This is a genomic window from Campylobacter sp. IFREMER_LSEM_CL2101 (genome assembly GCF_025771825.1).
GTDB lineage: Bacteria > Campylobacterota > Campylobacteria > Campylobacterales > Campylobacteraceae > Campylobacter_D > Campylobacter_D lari_C.
This window is the reverse complement of record NZ_JAKMQZ010000016.1, coordinates 1-19,246: the sequence shown is the minus strand read 5'-3', so window position 1 is coordinate 19,246 and position 19,246 is coordinate 1. Positions and strand designations below refer to the sequence as shown.

The window sequence follows — 19,246 nt, the reverse complement described above, 5'->3', positions numbered from 1 at the left end:
CACCTATACTACCAGTGATTTCAATACCTCTACCATCTCTTGAATTAAGTACTAATCTACCATTAGCATCTTTAGAAGCTTCAATACCTGTAGTATCTTTTACTGAGTTAATAGCTGAAATCAAAGCTCCGTTTTCATCACCATCTTTATATTCAACCTTACCTATTTTAACACCATTAATAGCAAAATTATCATCTGTAGTACCAGCTTTTATAGGACCAACACCAGTAGTTTGAACTAAGAAATTTGCTCTAACACCTGTAATGTCTGCTACTTTATTAATTTCCTCAGCTAAAGCTCCCATACCTGTTCCTACTGAAGTAGAAATCACTACAGGTTGAAATTTAAAATCATCAATACCATTGTAGTTTTTAATGGTTAGTTGAGCTATACCACTTTCCTTAGCTTGAGAACCTGTTTCAAATCTAGTAACACCGATTTTGCTTGATTGAGTAGCTCCGATGCTAGCTTGGATAGTTTGGTTTGATTGAGCACCGATTTGGAAATTTTGATTAGTAAAACCACCACTTAAAAGTTGCTTACCGTTAAAAGAAGTTGTATTTGCGATATTATCAAGCTCTTCCATCAAACGGTTAATATCAGCTTGAAGCATGTTTCTTGTTTTAGTGGTTTGACCATCTTGAGCAGCTTGAGTAGCTTTTACCTTAATGGTATCTAAGATTTTAAGTTGCTCATCCATAGCCTTATCAGCTGTTTGTAAAATACCTAAAGCATCATTACCATTGCTAATTGCTTGACCTAAAGTATTAGCTTGAGATCTTAAGCTATCAGCAATAGCCATCCCTGAAGCATCATCAGCTGCAGAGTTGATTCTAAGACCTGAACTAAGTCTACCTAGAGAATTTTCTAACGCTCTTGAATTTAAATTTGCATTAGCTTGAGCATTTAAAGATGCCACGTTAGTATTTATACGAAATCCCATTTTAAATCCTTTTAAATAAATTCAACCGCTTCCATGCAGTTGTTTAAGCTATATCGAAAAAATGGTAAAAAAATTTATACTTTTAAAATATTTTTATATTCATTTATAGAATTTTCCATGCTTTTCAAACTTAATGAAGTAAATTCTAAAAATATTTTTAAAAAATCTACATAACTTGATAAAGCATTTTGAGGTTCTTGGTATAAACTTACATTAAAAAAGCCTCTATGATAAAATAAAGGTTTATACATAAAACTTTGCAAAAGCTTGCTTTCATCAATCAAAACATTAAATTTTAAAATAATATTTAGAAAATCTTCATAAAGATGGTGCGATTCTTTGTTTTGTTCTAAAATATTTAAGATTTTTTTGCCTCTTGATATAAAAAATCAAGCTCTGTATAGTCTTTTTCTAAACAAGCCAAAGTCTTTGCAAGATATTTTCTTTGCCTATTAAGGCTTAAAATACTAGGTAATACATAATCTTGCTTAGTATCTTTTAGTAAAGCTAATATTTCTTTAAAAGGTTTTTCTCATAGTATAGTCTATAAAAGCACCACCTTCTGTGGCATTATAAAATTTCACTTGAGGATTAAAAAGAAATAAACCCTCTAAACGCTTTCTGAATTCATCCCAAACCAAATGAGTTTGCACGTAACCATTTTGCCCATAAGCTAAAACATAAAGTTTTTCTATTTTTCCCGCTTTTAAATCTGCATCATAAAACAAATACACCATTAGCTGCATGAGAAATGCCATTATCTCCAAAAGCTAAATCTTGGCCTATTATAATCACATTAGTAAATCCTAGAGCTATGGCAAAATTATAAGCAAAATGAGCCACATTTGTACCAATATCTAGATAACCAAAATCATTTAAATTAAATTTTTGCTGATAGTCTAAATCTTGCAACACAATTATTTTATTTTCTTCATCTAACTGTTGAAATGAATCACTATCTATATTTACACTTAAAATATAATAAGCATTTTTTCCACTCAAAATATTTTTTTTGGGTATGGATATATTTTTATGTTTTCCTCGAACATCCATTGTAAATACAAAATCAGGATAAATATTGTTTTTATGCAATGTTGGATAAGCAGTATCGGTCGCAAATATCACATAATCATCTTGATATGCTTTTAAAAGTTCAAGTTGTTTATTCAAAGAAGGTCCTGCACATACCACAATAACACTTTTGTTTTTTCCTTTATTTTCATAAACAAATCTTTGAAAAGGGATATTTTGCAAAACCAAAGGTACATTAGATAAAAATTGTTTATAAATTTTAGAATCTGTATCAAAACTAGTATCAACATTTTTAACTGTTCTTTTTATAATTTCCAAACACTTTTGATACGCAAAATCAAACATAGGACTTTTGTTATAAAATTCGCTATAAGGCAAAAGTTTAAAAAGCCCTAAATACTCAAAACAATCTTTTTGTGAAAAAAGTAAAAAAAGATATTCTTCTAATCTTTTTTCTTCTACATCACAAAGATATATTTTTCCACTTGAAAGTTCTTGACTTAAATCCATCTTGCTCAAAACATTAGCAAAAAATTCAGCTTTATCGAATATAAATATATGCTTATTAATAAGTTTTTTTAAAAAAAGCCCATCCCCTATACCACAAAAAAATATATTAGGTTTTATTAAATCATCTTTTGAAGGCACAAAAGGTGTTTGGCTTGGAAAGATACCAATAAAGTCTTCTTTTAAAGATAAAATTTTTTCTTGCAAGGGTTTGTTAGTAAATTCTAAAGCTTGTAAATTTTTTTGCAAAAACATTGTCTATCCTATGAAATTAAATTATAGAAAATTATAACATTAATTATATTTTATTTAAAAACTCATCTAAGCAAAAAATTTAACTTTTTTTTATACACTTTTACTAATTTTAATCCTCACAAGGAAAATAATGAAAAATTTAATCATAGTAGAATCACCTGCTAAAGCTAAAACCATAGGTAATTTTCTAGGTAAAGACTATGAAGTAATAGCCTCTAAAGGCCACATTAGAGATTTACCTAAAACTAGCTTTGGTATAAAAATAGAAAATGAAAATTTTAAACCTGAATATAGAATTTCAAATGATCATTCAAGCTTAGTAAAAGAACTCAAAGAAAAGGCTAAAAAAGCTAAAACCATCTACCTTGCAACCGATGAGGATCGCGAGGGTGAAGCCATAGCTTATCATATAGCTAAGGCTATTAATAAAGATGAAAATTCCCTGCCACGCATAGTTTTTCATGAGATCACTAAAAGTGCTATAGAAAATGCTTTAAAAAATCCAAGATCTTTAAATCTAAATAGTGTCAATGCCCAACAAACCAGACGCTTGCTTGATCGCATAGTAGGCTATAAATTAAGTCCTTTACTCAATCAAAAAATTCAAAAAGGCTTAAGTGCAGGGCGTGTGCAAAGTGCAGCTTTAAAAATCATCGTCGATAGAGAAAGAGAAATCAAAGCCTTTGTTCCTTTGAAATATTTTAGTATAGATATGATTTTTGAAAAAGACTTACAAGCTGAATTAGTTGAGTTTCAAAACCAAAAGATAGAAAAACTAAGTCTAACTAATGAAGATAGAGCCAAACTCATCTTTGAAGCTTGTAAAAATGCTAGTTTTAAAATAAAAGATATAGAAAGTAAAGATAGAAAAATAGCTCCACAAGCACCTTTTATGACTTCAACCCTACAACAAAGTGCAAGCAATCGACTAGGTTTTAACCCTAAAAAAACCATGATGATAGCTCAAAAACTTTATGAGGGCGTAAAAACTCATCAAGGCATTATGGGTGTGATCACTTATATGAGAACTGATAGCTTAAACATCGCAAAAGAAGCCTTAGAAGAAGTAAGAAAGCTCATCAAAAATGATTTTGGCAAAGAATACTTACCAAGCAAAGCAAACATTTACACCACCAAAAGCAAAGGCGCCCAAGAAGCACATGAGGCTATAAGACCGACTAATCTTAGTTTTACTCCAAAACTTGCAAGTGAGTTTTTAGAAAAAGATGAAGCAAGATTATATACTTTAATATACAATCGCTTCCTAGCTTCACAAATGAATCCTGCTATATCTCAAACTCAAAATGTCTATGCAAAATCAAATGAAGCAAGTTTTAAAATAAGTGGTAGAAAAATTTTATTTGATGGACATTATAAAGTATATGGAGATATGGATAAAGATAAAATTTTACCTAATTTAAAACTAGAAGATACATTAAATATCCAAAATATAGAATTAAACTCACATTTTACCGAACCACCTTCAAGATACTCCGAAGCTGGGCTTGTTAAAAAGTTAGAAAATCTTGGTATAGGACGCCCTTCAACTTATGCTCCAACCATCTCTTTACTTAGTGCAAGAGAATATGTGCATATAGATAAAAAGCAAATCATACCTAATGAAATAGCCTTTGTTGTAACAGAAGTTTTAGAACAAAACTTTAGTGATATAGTAGATAGTGATTTTACTTCTAAAATGGAAGATAAACTTGATATCATTGCAGAAGGTAAAATGGACTGGCAAGAAGTTTTAAGAGAGTTTTATTTTCCTTTTATGAGAAAAATCGATGAGGGTAAAAAAAATATAAAAAGTCAAAAAACTTTTACAAAATTAGATGAAACCTGCCCTGATTGTGGTGGAGAGCTTGCTATAAGAAAAGGAAGATATGGAGAATTTATAGCTTGCTTAAATTTTCCAAAATGTAAATACTCAAGAAATTTAAAACAAGAAACACAAAATGAAGAAAAAAGTGAGAAAAAACTCAATACCATAGGCGTAAAATGCCCAAGCTGTCAAGAAGGCGAGATTGTGGAGCGTTTTTCTAAGCGTGGTAAATTTTATGGTTGCAGTGCTTATCCAAAATGCAACTATATAAGCAAATACAAACCAAGTGAAGAAAAATGTAGCGAATGTGGCGAAACTTTGATTATCAAAGAGCTTAAAAAAGGCACATTTTTAGAGTGCTTAAAATGCAAAATCAAAAAGGAAATTTAATGCAAATCATGCTTTGTGCTATATCTAATATAGCAAGTGGAGGGTGTGGGGAGGACTGTAAATACTGCACACAAAGTGCTCATGTGAAAACTAATATCAGCAAATATAGAAGAAAAGATATAGATCAAATTGTTTTAGAAGCTAAAATGGCTAAGAAAAATGAGGCTTTGGGGTTTTGTTTAGTTACAGCAGGTGCTGGACTTGATGATGAAAAGCTTGAGTATGTGTGCAAAGTAGCTCATGCAGTGCAAAAAGAAGTAGAAGGACTTTTACTCATAGCTTGTAATGGCATAGCAAATTTAGAACAACTCAAAGAATTAAAAAAAGCAGGAATTTTTTCTTATAATCATAATCTAGAAACTTCTAAAGAATTTTTTCCAAACATTTGTTCTACACATACTTGGGAGCAAAGATTTCAAACTAATCTTTATGCTAAAGAAGCAGGTTTAATGCTTTGTTGTGGTGGAATTTATGGTCTTGGAGAAAGCGAAGCTGATAGAAAAAGTTTTAGAGCAAGTTTAAAAGAGCTTGATCCTTTTTCTTCGCCTATTAATTTTTTCATACCAAATGAAAATTTAAAACTCAAGCAAGACTTATTAAATGCTGATGAGGCGTTAAATATCATCAAAGACACTAAAAAAGATTTACCAAATGCACACATCATGGTAGCAGGTGGTAGAGAAGTAGTGCTAAAAGAAAGACAATATGAAATTTTTAACGCAGGAGCTAGTGCTATAGTAGTGGGTGATTATCTTACAACTAAAGGCGAAGAACCTAGCAAAGACATACAAAAACTAAAACAAATGGGATTTAGCTTTGCTAGCTCATGCCATTGACGCTCAAGCTGCTACGGATTTAAAAATTTTATTAGTTGTAGCAGGATGTTTGCTAACTTCACCTTATATTGCTAAATTTTTAAAACTCCCACTTTCAGCCACTGAAATCATGCTTGGTTCTTTTATAGGATTTTTGGGTTTTATAGGAGAAAGTGAGAATTTTAAGCTTTTAGCTAATGCGGGGTTTTATTATCTTATGTTTATTGCGGGTATGGAGATTAATCTTAAAACCTTTTTAAAAACCGAAAGAAGCTTGCTTAATAAAGCTTTTATCTATATCATACTTTTATATGCTTTTAGTGTTTTAGCGGTTGAAAGTATAGATATTTCTTATATTTTTGTCATTATCATACCTGTTATGAGTGTGGGTTTACTCTCAACGCTTTATAGAGACTTTGGCAAAAACTGTGAGTGGCTTAATGTATCCATGGTGGTAGCCACTTTAGCTGAAGTTGTAAGCATAGTTTTGCTTACCATAGCTGCAGCATTTTTGGGCAAAGGAGCCGATCTTTTCTCACTCACTCAAAATTTATTATATTTAGTGGGATTTTTAGCACTTTGTATTTTTGGATTTAAATTTTTAGAAGTGCTTTTTTGGTGGTATCCACAACTTAAAACCATACTCATGCCTTGGCAAGATCAAAACGAAAAAGATATAAGATTTTGCATGGCAATTTTCATAGCCATAGTTGCGATTATGATTTATTTTAAACTTGAAGTTGCACTTGGAGCTTTTATAGCAGGTTCATTTATAGCTACTTTTTTTGATCATAAAAAAGACTTAGAGCATAAACTTTCTAGTTTTGGTTATGGCTTTTTAATCCCTATATTTTTCATCTATATAGGCTCAAGCTTTAAGCTTCAAATGCTTTTAAACCCTCAAGTTTTGCTCATAGCTTTTTCGCTAACTGCCTTTATGATAGGACTAAGAATACTTTGTGCTATGACTTTTGTAAAAATACTTGGTTTGAAAAATACTTTTTTATTTGGCCTAAGCCATTCTATGCCACTAACCTTACTCATCGCAGTAGCTACGCTTTCTTATCAAACTAATATCATCACTCAAGATATATACTCAGGGCTAGTGCTTACTGCTTTACTTGAAGCAATTTTGGCCATTAGCTTGATTAAATTTATCAATAATCTTAGTAGAAAATAATTCTACTAAGTATTTATATAAAATTGCTATACTTTTTTTATGAAAAATTTAGACACACTTTTAGAATTAGCTTTAAAAGCAAGCAAGGAAGCCTCAAAAGTATTGCTTGAATATAAAGACAAAAATACCTTGTGGCTTAAAGATGATGATTCTCCGGTAGGTTTAGCTGATATAAAATCTAATGAAGTTATTAGTGAAATTTTAGCTTCAAGCGATATAGCTATATGCTCTGAAGAAAATATACTCTCTTATGAAGAAAGAAAAAATTTAGAGTATTTTTGGCTTATAGATCCTCTTGATGGCACTAAATCTTATGCTAAAAAAGATAAAGAATATTGCGTTTTAATCGCATTAATCCACAAAAATACCCCTATACTTTCACTCATAGGTGATGTGGAAAATAATGCGTTTTATTATGCACATGCTCATACTAAAGTTTATAAAAATAATGAAATTTTAAATCTTAACTTAGAGCAATATGAAAAAGTTAAAAATATAGCCCTTTACTCTAAAAACCATGATAACAATGAAGATTTTTTCATTCAAAATCATCTTGAAGGCATTAAGGTTTCATCTGCTTTGAAATTTGTATATTTACTTGAAGCAAAAGCTGGAATTTACCCACGTTTTGGTGGCCCAAAAGCTTGGGATATAGCTGCGGGAGATTTTTTAGTCAAACAAAATGGCGGAATTTTATATGATTTTGATAAAAAAGCTCTAAATTATAATAGTCCTGATTTTAAACTTCCAAGTTTTATAGCTTTTGCTAAAAATGAATTTAAATTAAAAGGTTTTTAGTGAGATTTTTTTTAATATTTTTGTGTTTTTTAAGTGCTATTTATGCTAACTCTTTTGCAAATAAAAAAATCATCAAATTACAAAATAATGATGATTTTAATATCATCAATCTTGAGCAAAATATAAATTATGACAAGCTCTCGCATATTAATACCTTAGCTTTAGTGCCAAGCTATGAAAAAGAATATAATTTTTATTTTTCAAACTTAAAAATCGATGCTAAAACCATGGCAAAAGATACGCTAAAAGCATTAAGTGCTATTTTAAACGAGCAAAATAATTTTGCCTTGCTTAGTCAAAAAGAAAATCAAACTTATATCAATAGTCAAAATATCTTGCAAACAAATAAAAATTTCATCAATGCAAGTGAGTTTTTAGAATTTAATCGTTTTAAAAAGGCTGATTTTATTATTTTGCTAGATTTAAAAAGTATTCAAGCAAGCCAACAAAATTTCTTGCTTTTTTCCAATTTTGAAGTCAAAGCCGACATAGAGTACAAACTTTTTAATGCCAAAACAAAAAAACTAAAAGATCATAAAATTCTTACTATCAATACTCAATTTAGCACAAATGATAAAAATAAATCTTATCAAGAATTAGTCCAAGAAATAGCTACAATTGTTTATGAAGATATTAAAAATACTATATAATCACCACTTCTTCTTCTAAAACAATCCCAAATTCTTCAAAAACTCTTTTCTTAGCAAGCTCTATCAAAAACATCGCATCATCAAAACTAGCGTGTTTTTTATTGATTAAAAAATTTGCATGTTCATTACTAAACATCGCATCATTTTTACTAAAACCTTTAAGATTAACTGCTTCTATCAACCTTCCTGCATGATCGTTTTTGGGATTTTTAAAAATAGAGCCAAAGCTAGCGCCTTTGGGTTGATTTTTTCTTGCATTTTTTAAAAGTTCATCTTTAACTGGGTCAAATCCATATTCTAAAAAAAACTTCGCGCTAAACATCACTTCTTTAATAGGATTAAACCTATAAGCAAAAGCAATATTTTGTTTTAAAATTTCTTGATTAAAAGTGCAAATACTGATTAAGTTTTTACTAATATCCTCATCTTTTAACCCTGCATTCATTTTTAAAATACCGCCCAAAGTTCCTGGGATATTTCTTAAAAACTCAAAGCCTTTTAGATTATTTTCTTTAGCAAAATGATACATTTTGAAAGATTTCACACTAGAGCCTATCTCTAAAAACATACCTTTTTCATTTTGCTCTAAAATTTTAATATAATCAAAATTTTTCCCTAAAATTCCAAGTTTTTTGGGTTTTGGAGAGATTAAAAGATTATTTGCCCCACCTATTAAAAAACCATCAAATTTACAAGGCTCTTCAAGCACTTGCACTTCAAAACTCTCGCCTATACGCACAGAAGAATACTTAGAAAAATCAATAATCATCGAATAAAACTTGGAATTTGATTTAAAATATTCGTTGTAAAATCAATCATAGAACTTATCATCCAAGGCATTAAAAATACTATCACCACAACAACAAGTAAAATTTTTGGCACAAAAGAAAGTGTAGCTTCATTAATTTGCGTTACAGCTTGAAAAATACTTATAATAAGCCCTGCGATAAGTCCTGCTAAAAGCATAGGTAAAGAAAGCATAAGTGTGATTTTAAAAGTTTGTACACCCAAGGCTACTAAAGTACTTTCCATATTTTCTCCTTAAAATTTAAATTCTATCAAGAATTTCTAAATTCTTCATACTTACTAGGTATAAGATAATCTTTGCTTTTTATTAATTTCTCATAAAATCCATGATTAAATCCAAGTTCAAAAAGCTTATCTATGGCATTGTATTGTTTATCATTCATATTTATAGAGTTTTTATTTGCGTATAAATTTAAATACACATCAAGTTTTTGGGCATCTACGCGTATTAAATTACGCTCTAAAAGCATGGAAGCTAAGATTTTTCTATTATGATCAGCTACTTCTACTGCTTTAATCAAATCTTTTTCAACCGCTATTGCATCATTAAGTGGTAAAGATCTTCTAAGAGCCATACCACCTAAAGGTAAAGGCAAATCATCTTTGGCTAATTCTTGCCAAATATCCCAAAGTTCAGCCTCAACACACAAACTAGAATCAAATTCTAAAATGCTCTCATGTATAAGCACTCCTGCATCAACCTCATCTTCTAAAACAGCCTTTTCAATTTCTAAAAAATTCTTATAAACTATCCTAGCTTGTGGGTATTTTATGCGAAAGATTAAAGCATTAGTAGTGTGCGCTCCACTTAAAGCAACTTTAAAATTTGGCTTTAATTTTTTATCTTTTTTCTTAATAAGCTTTGGCCCATAACCCTCACCAAAACTCACCGCGGTTTTCAATAAAGCATATTCGCTAGCTATTAAAGGATAAAGCGCAAAAGATATCGCACTAACATCGTATATATTTTCTAATGCAAGTTCATTTAAAGTTTGTATATCTAAAGCTGTATTTTCATATTCATAAGCATTTCCAACCCAACCAAATTTAATCGCCATATACATAAAAATATCATCAGCATCAGGAGAGTGTGCTACGCTAATTTTTTTATTCATTTTTTTCCTTGAAAAATTTAAAAAAGTATTTTAGCAAAATTCAAAATAAAAACTTATATTAAATTTCTTTTTGATACAATTTTAAACATATTATAAAAGGATTAACAAGCATGGATGATAATAAAAGAAAATCACTTGATGCAGCCTTAAAAAGTCTTGATAAAACCTTTGGAAAAGGTACTATTTTAAGACTTGGCGATAAAGAAGTTGAAAAAATTGATTCTATTCCTACGGGTTCTGTTGGACTTGATTTAGCTTTGGGTATAGGTGGGGTTCCAAAAGGAAGAATTATAGAAATTTATGGACCTGAAAGCTCAGGTAAAACCACACTTACCTTACACATCATAGCAGAATGTCAAAAAAAAGGTGGAGTTTGTGCGTTTATCGATGCTGAACACGCTCTTGATGTAAGATATGCAAAAAATTTAGGTGTTGATACAGAGAATCTTTACATCTCTCAACCAGACTTTGGCGAGCAAGCCTTAGAAATCGTTGAAACCATAGCAAGAAGTGGAGCCATTGATCTAATAGTAGTAGATAGTGTTGCTGCACTTACTCCAAAAGCAGAAATCGAAGGTGATATGGGAGATCAACATGTAGGTCTTCAAGCAAGATTAATGAGTCAAGCTTTAAGAAAATTAACCGGTATCGTTCATAAAATGAATACTACTGTAATTTTCATCAACCAAATTCGTATGAAAATAGGCATGATGGGCTATGGAACTCCTGAAACAACTACCGGCGGAAATGCTTTAAAATTTTATGCTTCAGTGCGTTTAGATGTAAGAAAAACAGCTACTTTAAAACAAAATGATGAGCCTATTGGAAACCGCGTTAAAGTAAAAGTAGCTAAAAACAAAGTAGCCCCTCCTTTTAAACAAGCTGAATTTGATGTGATGTTTGGTGAGGGTGTAAGCCGTGAAGGTGAGCTAATAGACTATGGTGTAAAACTTGATATTATTGATAAAAGTGGTGCGTGGTTTTCTTACAAGGCTTCTAAGCTTGGTCAAGGTAGAGAAAATGCTAAAGTCTTTTTAAAAGAAAACCCAGCTATTGCAGATGAAATCACTCAAGCCATACAAAACTCAATCGGTATAGATAGTATGATTTTGGGCGCAAAAGAAGACGATGAAGGAGAATAATAATGTTAATTATTGAAGATTTAAGAGCTTTTGAAGTTTTAGATAGTAGAGGCAATCCTACCATTAAAGCTGAAATCATGTTAAGCGATGGTAGTGTGGGTAGTGCTATCGTTCCAAGTGGTGCAAGTACAGGAAAAAAAGAAGCTTTAGAGTTAAGAGACAATGATGAAAGATTTGGCGGAAAAGGTGTTTTAAAAGCGATTGAAAATATCAATGGCACCATAGCTGAAAATATTATAGGGCTTGATGCTTTTAATCAAACCCAACTAGACAATACTCTTTTAGAGCTTGATGGCACAAAAAACTACTCTAATCTAGGAGCAAATGCAACTTTAGGAATTTCTATGGCAACAGCACGTGCTGCTGCTAATGCACTTGGAGTGCCTTTATATCGTTACTTAGGTGGGGCAAATGCAAGTGTATTGCCTGTACCAATGTGTAATATCATCAACGGTGGTGCGCATGCAAACAATAGCGTAGATTTTCAAGAATTTATGATTATGCCTTTTGGTTTTTCAAGTTTTAAAGAAGCATTAAGATCAGTTTGTGAAATTTATGCAGTATTGAAAAAAGAATTAGCTAATCTAGGTCACTCTACTGCTTTAGGTGATGAGGGTGGTTTTGCACCAAATTTAGCAAATAATACAGAACCGCTTGATCTTTTAATGACTTGTATTAAAAAAGTAGGTTATGAAAATAAAATCAAACTAGCACTAGATGTAGCAAGCAGTGAGCTTTACAAAGATGGTAAATACCATTTAGAAGGTAAAGTTTTCTCAAGTGAAGACTTAATCGCGCGTTATGAAGAATTATGCGCTAAATATCCTATTTTTAGCATTGAAGATGGTTTAGCTGAAGATGATTATGAAGGTTGGATTAAACTCACTCAAAAGCTTGGTAATAAAATTCAACTTGTGGGTGATGATTTATTTGTAACTAATGAAGATATTTTAAGAGAAGGTATTATGAAAAATATGGCAAATGCTGTATTGATTAAGCCTAATCAAATTGGAACAATCACTCAAACTATGAGAACAGTAAGATTAGCTCATAGAAATAATTATAGATGTATTATGAGCCATAGAAGTGGCGAAAGCGAAGATGCTTTTATAGCTGATTTTGCAGTAGCGCTTAATACAGGACAAATCAAAACAGGAGCCTTAGCAAGAGGCGAAAGAACTGCTAAATACAATCGCTTATTAGAAATTGAACTTGATAATGATGAGTACTTAGGAGATAAACTCTGAGTGATTTATTAAAAGAGTATGATGAGCATTCCAAAAAAAAGGAAGCTCGTCATCAACTCATCAAGACTATTGCTTTGTCATTTGTAGCTATTATTGTTGCTATGTATTTTGGTAATATGTTTTTTGGTAAATCTTCACTAGATGTGCTACTAACACTCAAAGAAGAGCAAAAAATTTTAGAAAAAAATATCATAACTTTAAAAGCTAAAAATGCCCAAGCCCAAAAAGAATATTTGCAACTTTTAAGACTTAAGGGAGAAAATTCGCATGAGAATTAAATTTTTTATATTATTTTTACTTTCTTGTGTATTTTTAAATGCAAAGGATAATCCTTTTGATAATAATTCAGAACAACAAAACACTGAATTTGTAAAACTTAGTCCTTTTCAAAGACAAGATTTTAATTTTAATTCCGATGCAAGAATTTTAAAAAATATTACCATTACTTATATCAACCTTGATGGCTCTGAAGAACAAACCACCTTAGATATATATAAAAGCATTAACTGGCATGATACTTACTCATTTATAAAAACCAAAAGTCCAAATGTCGCGCCTATACTTGATGTATCTGTAACTGTGCCACAAAAACAAGGAAATAAAAACTCAAAAACAGAAGAAAACAACACCACTTTAAATATAGAAACACCACTTTTTAGTGGAAGTATTTATAATTTTATATCTATTAGTTTTTACAATAATAAAATCAACATTAAAACTGAAGATAAAATGTTAAGAAATTTATCTATAGGAGATCCAACTAAAATTATCATAGATTTTGCTAAAAAGCAAAATTTTAACACCAAAACACTACAAGTTAATACAGCAAAAGTTAAAAAGGTTGTATTTGGATCACATAAAGGGTATTATCGTTTAGTTATATATCTTGATGGAAAATATAGTTATAAATATTCCCATAGTGAAAATTTACATACCTTTAGTTATCGCTAAGAGTTTTACAACTCTTAAGCAAATTTATGATCATAAATAATCATTTGAAATCTTTGAGCTATCATTCTAGCTCTTTCTATGATAATACTTCTTGGTTCATCTTCAAAAACTTCTTGCAAACTCTCATCAAATAAGTTAAGCCAAATATCAAAAAATTCTCTTGGAAATGGAGGTAATTCATGATGAGCTCTCAAAGGCGAGCCACTATAGCTTGGATCAGCCAAAAACATTCCCGCCCAAAAACTTGCTATTTTTTCTTTATGTTTTTTCCAACTCTCATCATCTGTGCCGATTTTTTCATTAAAAATAGGTCCTAAATCCTTGTCTATTCTAACTTTTGCATAAAAAACATCCATAAGTTTTTTAATACCCTCATGATTAATAGTTTCAAATTTCATGCTTTTCCTTAAAAAATAATTTTGGCTTATTGTATTAAATTTAGAAATTAAAAATATAAACAAAAGTCAATTTTTAGTATAATTTTAAAAAACTAAAGAAAAACTATGACTTATACTATTTTGCCACCTAATCAATTCTTAGATGATTATGTCTTAAATGTACAATTGCATCAATTAGCAAATATCTCTAAAAATGCTTATAAATTTTGGAAAAACATTCAAGCAGCACGTTATCAAGGTACAAGAGTGGTATTTTTACACAAAAAAAGTATTTTAAAAAAACACCAACATCTTATACAAAAATGTGAAAATTTAAATGGCTATGTGCTAGCAAGTGCTTTTTGCTCATTTACAACCCTAGCCCCATCTCATTTAGTAGAAAAAAATAATTCTCAAATTTATAAAATCTTAGATATAAAAGAAGTGTGTGGGGTTAAATTTGTAAATTTAAAGGCATTTTACGATCTTTTAAAGCTAGATTATAATTATAATATTTATATCGAAAAATGCCATTTTTTTAGCCCCACTCCTTTAGAAAAACGTATTAAAATCACTGAGAGTATGTGCGTTGGGTATTACTAAGATATTTAAACATCAAAGCAGAAAAAAGTGAGATTATAGCCATAGCTAACATATAAAATCCCAAAGAAAAACGAGCAATATTTTCTAAATTTGCTAAAGCAATGGTGTGTAAGAATAAAGCAAGTTGCGGGGTAAAACCACCGGCTAATGCATAAGCTATATTATATGAAAAACTAAGTCCTGAAAATTTAATCTTAGCATCAAATACTTCACTCATCATTAAAGGACAAAAATTCATTACTCCAACAAAAAAACAAGCACTCAAATAATACACACTCACTGTATTAAAATCAGGTGTTTTAGTATAAAGAGCATTAAAATAAAACAAGCAAGTTAAGAAAAATCCTAGTGAGAAAATCACACAAGCTTTCACTATGCCTATTTTATCAGCCAAAATTCCACTTAATATACAACCAATTACAAGTACAACTATACCAAGCATTTGCATATAAGTTTGGACGCTTGCATCAATACTTAGCATTTTTGCCATAAAAGAAGGTATGATTAAAATCATCACAACAATGCAAGCAGTTAAAACCCAAGTTATCAACATAGAAAGCACAACACCTAACTTGGCTTTTTTAAACACTTCTTTTAAAGGGAATTTTTCTAAGGCTTTATCTTTTTTCATTTGCTCAAAAACAGGAGTTTCTCTTAAAAATTTACGCAAATAAGCAGAAATAATCCCAAAAATTCCACCCAAGAAAAATGGAATTCTCCAAGCCCATTCATAAAGCTCTTCTTGTGTAAAAAATTTATTCATCATCAAAAATACAAAACTACCAAGTAAAATTCCACCTACCACAGAAGCTGTTAAAATTCCAAGATAAGTGCGTTTTTGACCCTTTGGAGCATGCTCAAATACAAAAACCCAAGCACCAGGCAATTCCCCACCTATAGCTATACCTTGACAAATCCTTACAAATACTAAAAATACTATACATAAATACCCTATACTTTCATAAGTAGGTATAAAAGCAAGTAAAAAAGTTGGTATAACCATCAGCAAAATACTAAGCATAAACATTTTCTTACGGCCAAATTTATCGCCAAAATGCGCCATTACTATACCACCAAGTGGTCTAGCTAAATATCCTGCAGCAAAAATCCCATAAGTATTAAACATTTGCCAAAATGGGCTTAAATTTTCAGGAAAGAAATTTTTAGAAATATAACTTGCAAAAAATACAAAAATGATAAAATCATAAAATTCTAAAGTCCCTCCCAAAGAAGAAAGACCTAAAACTTTTATATCTTTTTTACTAAGATTTTTACTCACTCTTAATCCATCTCATAAGTATCATCATCACTATAATCATCATCGTATTCATAATCATCATCATCATAATTATACGATCTTTGATTATTTACATAAGTATCTTCCTCTATTTCATCATACATTTCATCATCATAATTTTCAAATTCTTCATCATCATAAGCCATTATAAATCCTTTAAAATTTTTTAGTAGTATTTTAATATAAAAATATACATTTTGGTATAATTTTTCAAACTTTACTTAAGGAAAAATATGAATTTAACGCATTTAGATGAAAAAAATCATCCCAAAATGGTAGATGTAAGCCAAAAAGATATCACCCAAAGAGAAGCTTGTGCAAGTGGTAAAATATACATGAGTAAAGAAGCATTTGAAGCTATCATTGAAAATAAAGCTAAAAAAGGACCTGTTTTGCAAACTGCCATCACAGCAGCCATCATGGGAGCTAAGCAAACTTCAAATCTTATCCCAATGTGCCATCCTTTAATGATTTCAAAAGTACAAACCCATATAGAAGAAAACAAAGAAGAATGTTCTTTTAAACTTTTTGTAACCGTAAAATGTGAAGGAAAAACAGGAGTTGAAATGGAAAGTCTAACTGCTGTTAGCATTGGGCTTTTAACTATTTATGATATGGTTAAAGCTATTGATAAAAGCATGCAAATTACTAATATAGTTTTAGAAAGCAAAGAAGGAGGAAAAAGTGGTAAATATCTGCGATCTTAAAAAAGAACCTATTATAAACTACCCTACTTTTTGGGATTACAAAGTCGTTTTTGAAGCTGGGGTTGATGCTTTGGAAGTTTTTACTCAAATACTTAATGAAAGAGAATTTAAATATAAAATCTCAAATACTAGCAAACAAGGCACATACAAAAGTTATCTTTTAAGTGTTTATGTTGATAGCAAAAGTGACCGTTTAAATATTTTTAATCAATTAAAAAGTAAAGCCAAATTTGTATTATAAAAAAGGAAAAGCCATGAAAAATTTAGCCATTATTTTTGAAAATTCTCTCTTAGCTTGTGAAAAAAACGAAATTCCAAGCTTAATTAGCGAACTTGTTTTTAATCTAAGTTATAAAAAAATTAGTTTTGAAAATACTAGCAATGAAGAGCTTTTTGCCATCTTTTCTAAAGTATTAGAAAAACTTGAACTAATAAATGAAGAAAATATTTCCAAAATAATCCAAGGTATCATCAAAGCTAGAGTGGAAGAGGATAAAAAAGCATTTTTTGCTTATATTAACGAATATGGCAAATTAAAAGTAAAAATCGAAGAACAAAAAAACACCATTAAACATAAAATTTGTGATAATTTTTTTGACTTAGAAAAAACCTTAAAGGATTTGAATTTAAATGAATTTAACATAAGTATTAATGATGCTATGCTTTATGATATAGAAATACTAGGTCTTTTAAAAGAAACTGCTGAAAGTGCTTTTATCACAACCTTAGAAAAAGGAGAAAATATAGAACTTACTTCTTGTGAGATTGCTAAAAATTTAGTCTTTAATGCAATTTGTGAAGGAAGTTTTGAAAAAGAAAGAATTTTAAAAATCTCTCAAGTAATTTTAAATGCAGCTTTTGAACTTGCTAATGAATCACAAGCCTTTGCTTATGATTTATGTATAGGAAGTATTTATGGAACACAAGAAGGGATTTCTTTGGCAATTGAAAAATTTAAAGCAAGCTTTGCATATAGTGCTTTAGAGCATGATTTAAAAAATAAAGAAAAAGAACTCATAGACATAGAACAAGAATTTATTCAAATGCTTAAAAAAATATCATTAGAATTTAATAATCCTGTAAAAGATATACTCAAAGATTTATTAGAAAATAAATTTGACACTTTATTTGCCAAATTTAAACGCCTTATACAAGAAAATAGAGAACAAATTCTTATTAAAATCAACGAAATCAAACAAAATCCAAAAATTGATGATTTTAGCAAGCTAGCACAAAACAAGCTTAATAACCTAGCTAAAGAATTAAGCGAGCTTGAAAAACTTGCTAGTCATAAATATAAAAGTTTAGATAAAAATAATGCAAAAGAATTAGGAGTAAGATTGTGGGAAAAAGCTAAAAAATTAATTAAAAAATAATCTTGATTAAGATACAATGAAATATTTACTTAAAATTTTTAATTTAATTTTACAAAGGAGCTTATTTTGTTTTCAAATTTAAAAATAGGAACTAAAATAGTTGCAGTTGTAATTGCAATTATAGTTTTAGGTATTGGAGTTTTAGCAAGTGTCATTGCTATGCAATCTTCAAGTATTTTACACACTGAAGCAGATAAACTACTTCAAACCAGTGCTTTTAGATATTCAAATATTGTAAGAGGTGCAACCGAAAGTGTTCATTCAACTCTTATAAGTGCTGAAAGTTCTATTGATCAAATTCTTGACACACAAACAGTAATTGAAGAAGACAGACTTCAAGATATACTTGGCGGTGCACTTGATTCTAATGGTTGGATAGCATATATTTATGTGCATATTCTTGACACATCAAGATATACAAACATTAACCCTAAACTTTTAACTCAATCAAATAAATTCTTAATGCTATTGCACGATACCACTTTAAGAGAAAAAGGTGGAATTCAACTTATACAAGCAGATGATAGAGTTTTAAATCAAAGAAGTGTTAATAGTGCTTTAAATGATAAACATGAAGGTATTGGAAGACCTCAAAAATTCGTTATTAATAATGAAGAAATCCTTGCTTACAATATCGCAGTACCTATTATGAGAAACGGTAAACTTATAGGTGTCATAGGAGCTTTAGGAAGCTTAACTCAACTTCAAGAAGAGCTTACAAATCCTGAAAGAAGCGTATTTAAAGATGATCAAAGATTGTTACTTGGAGATGATGGACTTATAGCAGTTAGTCCAGCAACTGAATTTATAGGTAAAAACATTACTGAAATTAATCCTCATCCTAGTGCAAATTTATTAGTAGAGTTACAAAAAAGTAAAACAAATACTTTATTTGATTTCACACCAGCTTCTACAGGAAATGCAAATAGAGCAGCAATAGCAAACTTTAACGTATGGGATGGTGCTGATGATTATTGGTCAATAGTAACTATGGCTCCAGTTGGCTCAATACAAATGCCAATTACCAAACTTGTAGCGACTATAGCTATGGTATCTCTTTTTGTAGTTTTAGCAATAGCCTTAATAGTATTTGTATATATCAATAAAGCAGTTAGCTCAAGAATTGTAAATCTACAAAACAATCTTTTACATTTCTTTAAATTTATAAATCACGAAACCAAAGATACTATTTTAAGTAAAGACACTAAAACTAATGATGAATTAAGCAT

General features: G+C 30.0%; 24 protein-coding genes. 14 read left to right on the top strand and 10 right to left on the bottom strand.

The window, feature by feature from the left end:
- The 4 genes from L8V88_RS07680 to L8V88_RS07665 form a co-directional block, all read right to left on the bottom strand.
- On the bottom strand, window positions 1–943 hold a 943-nt coding region (locus L8V88_RS07680; RefSeq protein ID WP_318529690.1), incomplete at its 3' end, for a flagellin hook IN motif-containing protein.
- Between the two features lie 74 nt (window positions 944–1,017).
- Window positions 1,018–1,227: a hypothetical protein gene (locus tag L8V88_RS07675; RefSeq protein WP_263727430.1), complete on the bottom strand. Its 210-nt coding sequence runs from the start codon at window positions 1,225–1,227 to the stop codon at window positions 1,018–1,020.
- A 234-nt stretch (window positions 1,228–1,461) separates the two neighbouring features.
- Window positions 1,462–1,689 (bottom strand): hypothetical protein, encoded by a 228-nt coding sequence (locus tag L8V88_RS07670; RefSeq protein WP_263727429.1) that lies wholly within the window; start codon window positions 1,687–1,689, stop codon window positions 1,462–1,464.
- The gene (locus tag L8V88_RS07665; protein ID WP_263727428.1) at window positions 1,661–2,737 is read right to left on the bottom strand and encodes a motility associated factor glycosyltransferase family protein; all 1,077 of its coding nucleotides are present in this window, start codon (window positions 2,735–2,737) and stop codon (window positions 1,661–1,663) included. Before L8V88_RS07665 ends, L8V88_RS07670 begins: the two co-directional genes overlap by 29 nt.
- 130 nt (window positions 2,738–2,867) lie before the next feature.
- Between L8V88_RS07665 and topA the strand changes: the two genes are divergently transcribed.
- The 5 genes from topA to L8V88_RS07640 are packed head-to-tail and all read left to right on the top strand — an operon-like array spanning window position 2,868 to window position 8,395.
- Window positions 2,868–4,952: a type I DNA topoisomerase gene (gene topA / locus L8V88_RS07660; protein ID WP_412175408.1), complete on the top strand. Its 2,085-nt coding sequence runs from the start codon at window positions 2,868–2,870 to the stop codon at window positions 4,950–4,952.
- Window positions 4,952–5,788, top strand: a complete 837-nt coding sequence (locus tag L8V88_RS07655) for a biotin synthase (protein ID WP_263727431.1) — start codon at window positions 4,952–4,954, stop codon at window positions 5,786–5,788. Before topA ends, L8V88_RS07655 begins: the two co-directional genes overlap by 1 nt.
- Window positions 5,769–6,947 carry a cation:proton antiporter gene (locus tag L8V88_RS07650; protein ID WP_263727427.1) on the top strand — a complete coding sequence of 393 codons (1,179 nt, stop codon included), beginning with the start codon at window positions 5,769–5,771 and terminating at the stop codon, window positions 6,945–6,947. The genes L8V88_RS07655 and L8V88_RS07650 overlap by 20 nt, the downstream gene beginning before the upstream one ends.
- 39 nt (window positions 6,948–6,986) lie before the next feature.
- Window positions 6,987–7,745, top strand: coding sequence for a 3'(2'),5'-bisphosphate nucleotidase CysQ (locus tag L8V88_RS07645; protein WP_263727426.1), 759 nt, complete (start codon window positions 6,987–6,989; stop codon window positions 7,743–7,745).
- Entirely contained in the window at window positions 7,745–8,395 is a 651-nt protein-coding gene (locus L8V88_RS07640) for a hypothetical protein (RefSeq protein ID WP_263727425.1), read from the top strand. Before L8V88_RS07645 ends, L8V88_RS07640 begins: the two co-directional genes overlap by 1 nt.
- Here the strand turns inward: L8V88_RS07640 and L8V88_RS07635 are convergent.
- Genes L8V88_RS07635 through L8V88_RS07625 form a run of 3 tightly spaced genes read right to left on the bottom strand, consistent with a single transcriptional unit; the run spans window position 8,388 to window position 10,317 of the window.
- Window positions 8,388–9,164 (bottom strand): UDP-N-acetylmuramate dehydrogenase, encoded by a 777-nt coding sequence (locus L8V88_RS07635; protein WP_263727424.1) that lies wholly within the window; start codon window positions 9,162–9,164, stop codon window positions 8,388–8,390. The genes L8V88_RS07640 and L8V88_RS07635 overlap by 8 nt on opposite strands.
- Complete coding sequence (fliQ, locus tag L8V88_RS07630; protein WP_012660903.1) at window positions 9,161–9,427, bottom strand: flagellar biosynthesis protein FliQ; 267 nt, start codon at window positions 9,425–9,427, stop codon at window positions 9,161–9,163. The genes L8V88_RS07635 and fliQ overlap by 4 nt, the downstream gene beginning before the upstream one ends.
- 26 nt (window positions 9,428–9,453) lie before the next feature.
- On the bottom strand, window positions 9,454–10,317 hold the full coding sequence (locus L8V88_RS07625; RefSeq protein WP_263727423.1) for a menaquinone biosynthesis family protein: 864 nt from the start codon (window positions 10,315–10,317) through the stop codon (window positions 9,454–9,456).
- A gap of 110 nt (window positions 10,318–10,427) precedes the next feature.
- Here L8V88_RS07625 and recA point away from each other — a divergent pair, with 110 nt between their 5' ends.
- The 4 genes from recA (at window position 10,428) to L8V88_RS07605 (ending at window position 13,657) form a co-directional block, all read left to right on the top strand.
- Window positions 10,428–11,459, top strand: coding sequence for a recombinase RecA (gene recA, locus L8V88_RS07620; RefSeq protein ID WP_263727422.1), 1,032 nt, complete (start codon window positions 10,428–10,430; stop codon window positions 11,457–11,459).
- 2 nt (window positions 11,460–11,461) lie between these two features.
- Window positions 11,462–12,706 carry a phosphopyruvate hydratase gene (eno, locus tag L8V88_RS07615; protein WP_263727421.1) on the top strand — a complete coding sequence of 415 codons (1,245 nt, stop codon included), beginning with the start codon at window positions 11,462–11,464 and terminating at the stop codon, window positions 12,704–12,706.
- 74 nt (window positions 12,707–12,780) lie between these two features.
- Window positions 12,781–12,984 (top strand): hypothetical protein, encoded by a 204-nt coding sequence (locus tag L8V88_RS07610; RefSeq protein ID WP_052241300.1) that lies wholly within the window; start codon window positions 12,781–12,783, stop codon window positions 12,982–12,984.
- Window positions 12,974–13,657, top strand: coding sequence for an AMIN domain-containing protein (locus tag L8V88_RS07605; protein ID WP_263724519.1), 684 nt, complete (start codon window positions 12,974–12,976; stop codon window positions 13,655–13,657). Before L8V88_RS07610 ends, L8V88_RS07605 begins: the two co-directional genes overlap by 11 nt.
- Before the next feature lie 14 nt (window positions 13,658–13,671).
- On the opposite strand, the gene L8V88_RS07600 is transcribed toward L8V88_RS07605, so the two are convergent.
- A complete protein-coding gene (locus L8V88_RS07600) occupies window positions 13,672–14,055 on the bottom strand; it encodes a group III truncated hemoglobin (RefSeq protein WP_263675594.1) in 384 nt (127 codons plus the stop codon).
- A gap of 105 nt (window positions 14,056–14,160) precedes the next feature.
- Between L8V88_RS07600 and L8V88_RS07595 the strand changes: the two genes are divergently transcribed.
- The gene (locus L8V88_RS07595) at window positions 14,161–14,637 is read left to right on the top strand and encodes a cysteine permease (protein ID WP_263678024.1); all 477 of its coding nucleotides are present in this window, start codon (window positions 14,161–14,163) and stop codon (window positions 14,635–14,637) included.
- On the opposite strand, the gene L8V88_RS07590 is transcribed toward L8V88_RS07595, so the two are convergent.
- On the bottom strand, window positions 14,606–15,916 hold the full coding sequence (locus L8V88_RS07590) for an MFS transporter (protein ID WP_263727420.1): 1,311 nt from the start codon (window positions 15,914–15,916) through the stop codon (window positions 14,606–14,608). The two genes, L8V88_RS07595 and L8V88_RS07590, sit on opposite strands and share 32 nt — an antisense overlap.
- 2 nt (window positions 15,917–15,918) lie before the next feature.
- Complete coding sequence (locus tag L8V88_RS07585; RefSeq protein ID WP_263727419.1) at window positions 15,919–16,080, bottom strand: highly acidic protein; 162 nt, start codon at window positions 16,078–16,080, stop codon at window positions 15,919–15,921.
- 87 nt (window positions 16,081–16,167) lie between these two features.
- Here L8V88_RS07585 and moaC point away from each other — a divergent pair, with 87 nt between their 5' ends.
- The 4 genes from moaC to L8V88_RS07565 form a co-directional block, all read left to right on the top strand.
- On the top strand, window positions 16,168–16,641 hold the full coding sequence (moaC, locus tag L8V88_RS07580) for a cyclic pyranopterin monophosphate synthase MoaC (RefSeq protein WP_263678027.1): 474 nt from the start codon (window positions 16,168–16,170) through the stop codon (window positions 16,639–16,641).
- Window positions 16,619–16,882 (top strand): DUF493 family protein, encoded by a 264-nt coding sequence (locus L8V88_RS07575; protein ID WP_039667882.1) that lies wholly within the window; start codon window positions 16,619–16,621, stop codon window positions 16,880–16,882. Before moaC ends, L8V88_RS07575 begins: the two co-directional genes overlap by 23 nt.
- Before the next feature lie 13 nt (window positions 16,883–16,895).
- On the top strand, window positions 16,896–18,017 hold the full coding sequence (locus L8V88_RS07570; RefSeq protein ID WP_263724514.1) for a hypothetical protein: 1,122 nt from the start codon (window positions 16,896–16,898) through the stop codon (window positions 18,015–18,017).
- Between the two features lie 66 nt (window positions 18,018–18,083).
- Window positions 18,084–19,246, top strand: a 1,163-nt coding sequence (locus tag L8V88_RS07565) for a hypothetical protein (RefSeq protein ID WP_263727418.1), incomplete at its 3' end; no start/stop codon positions are given.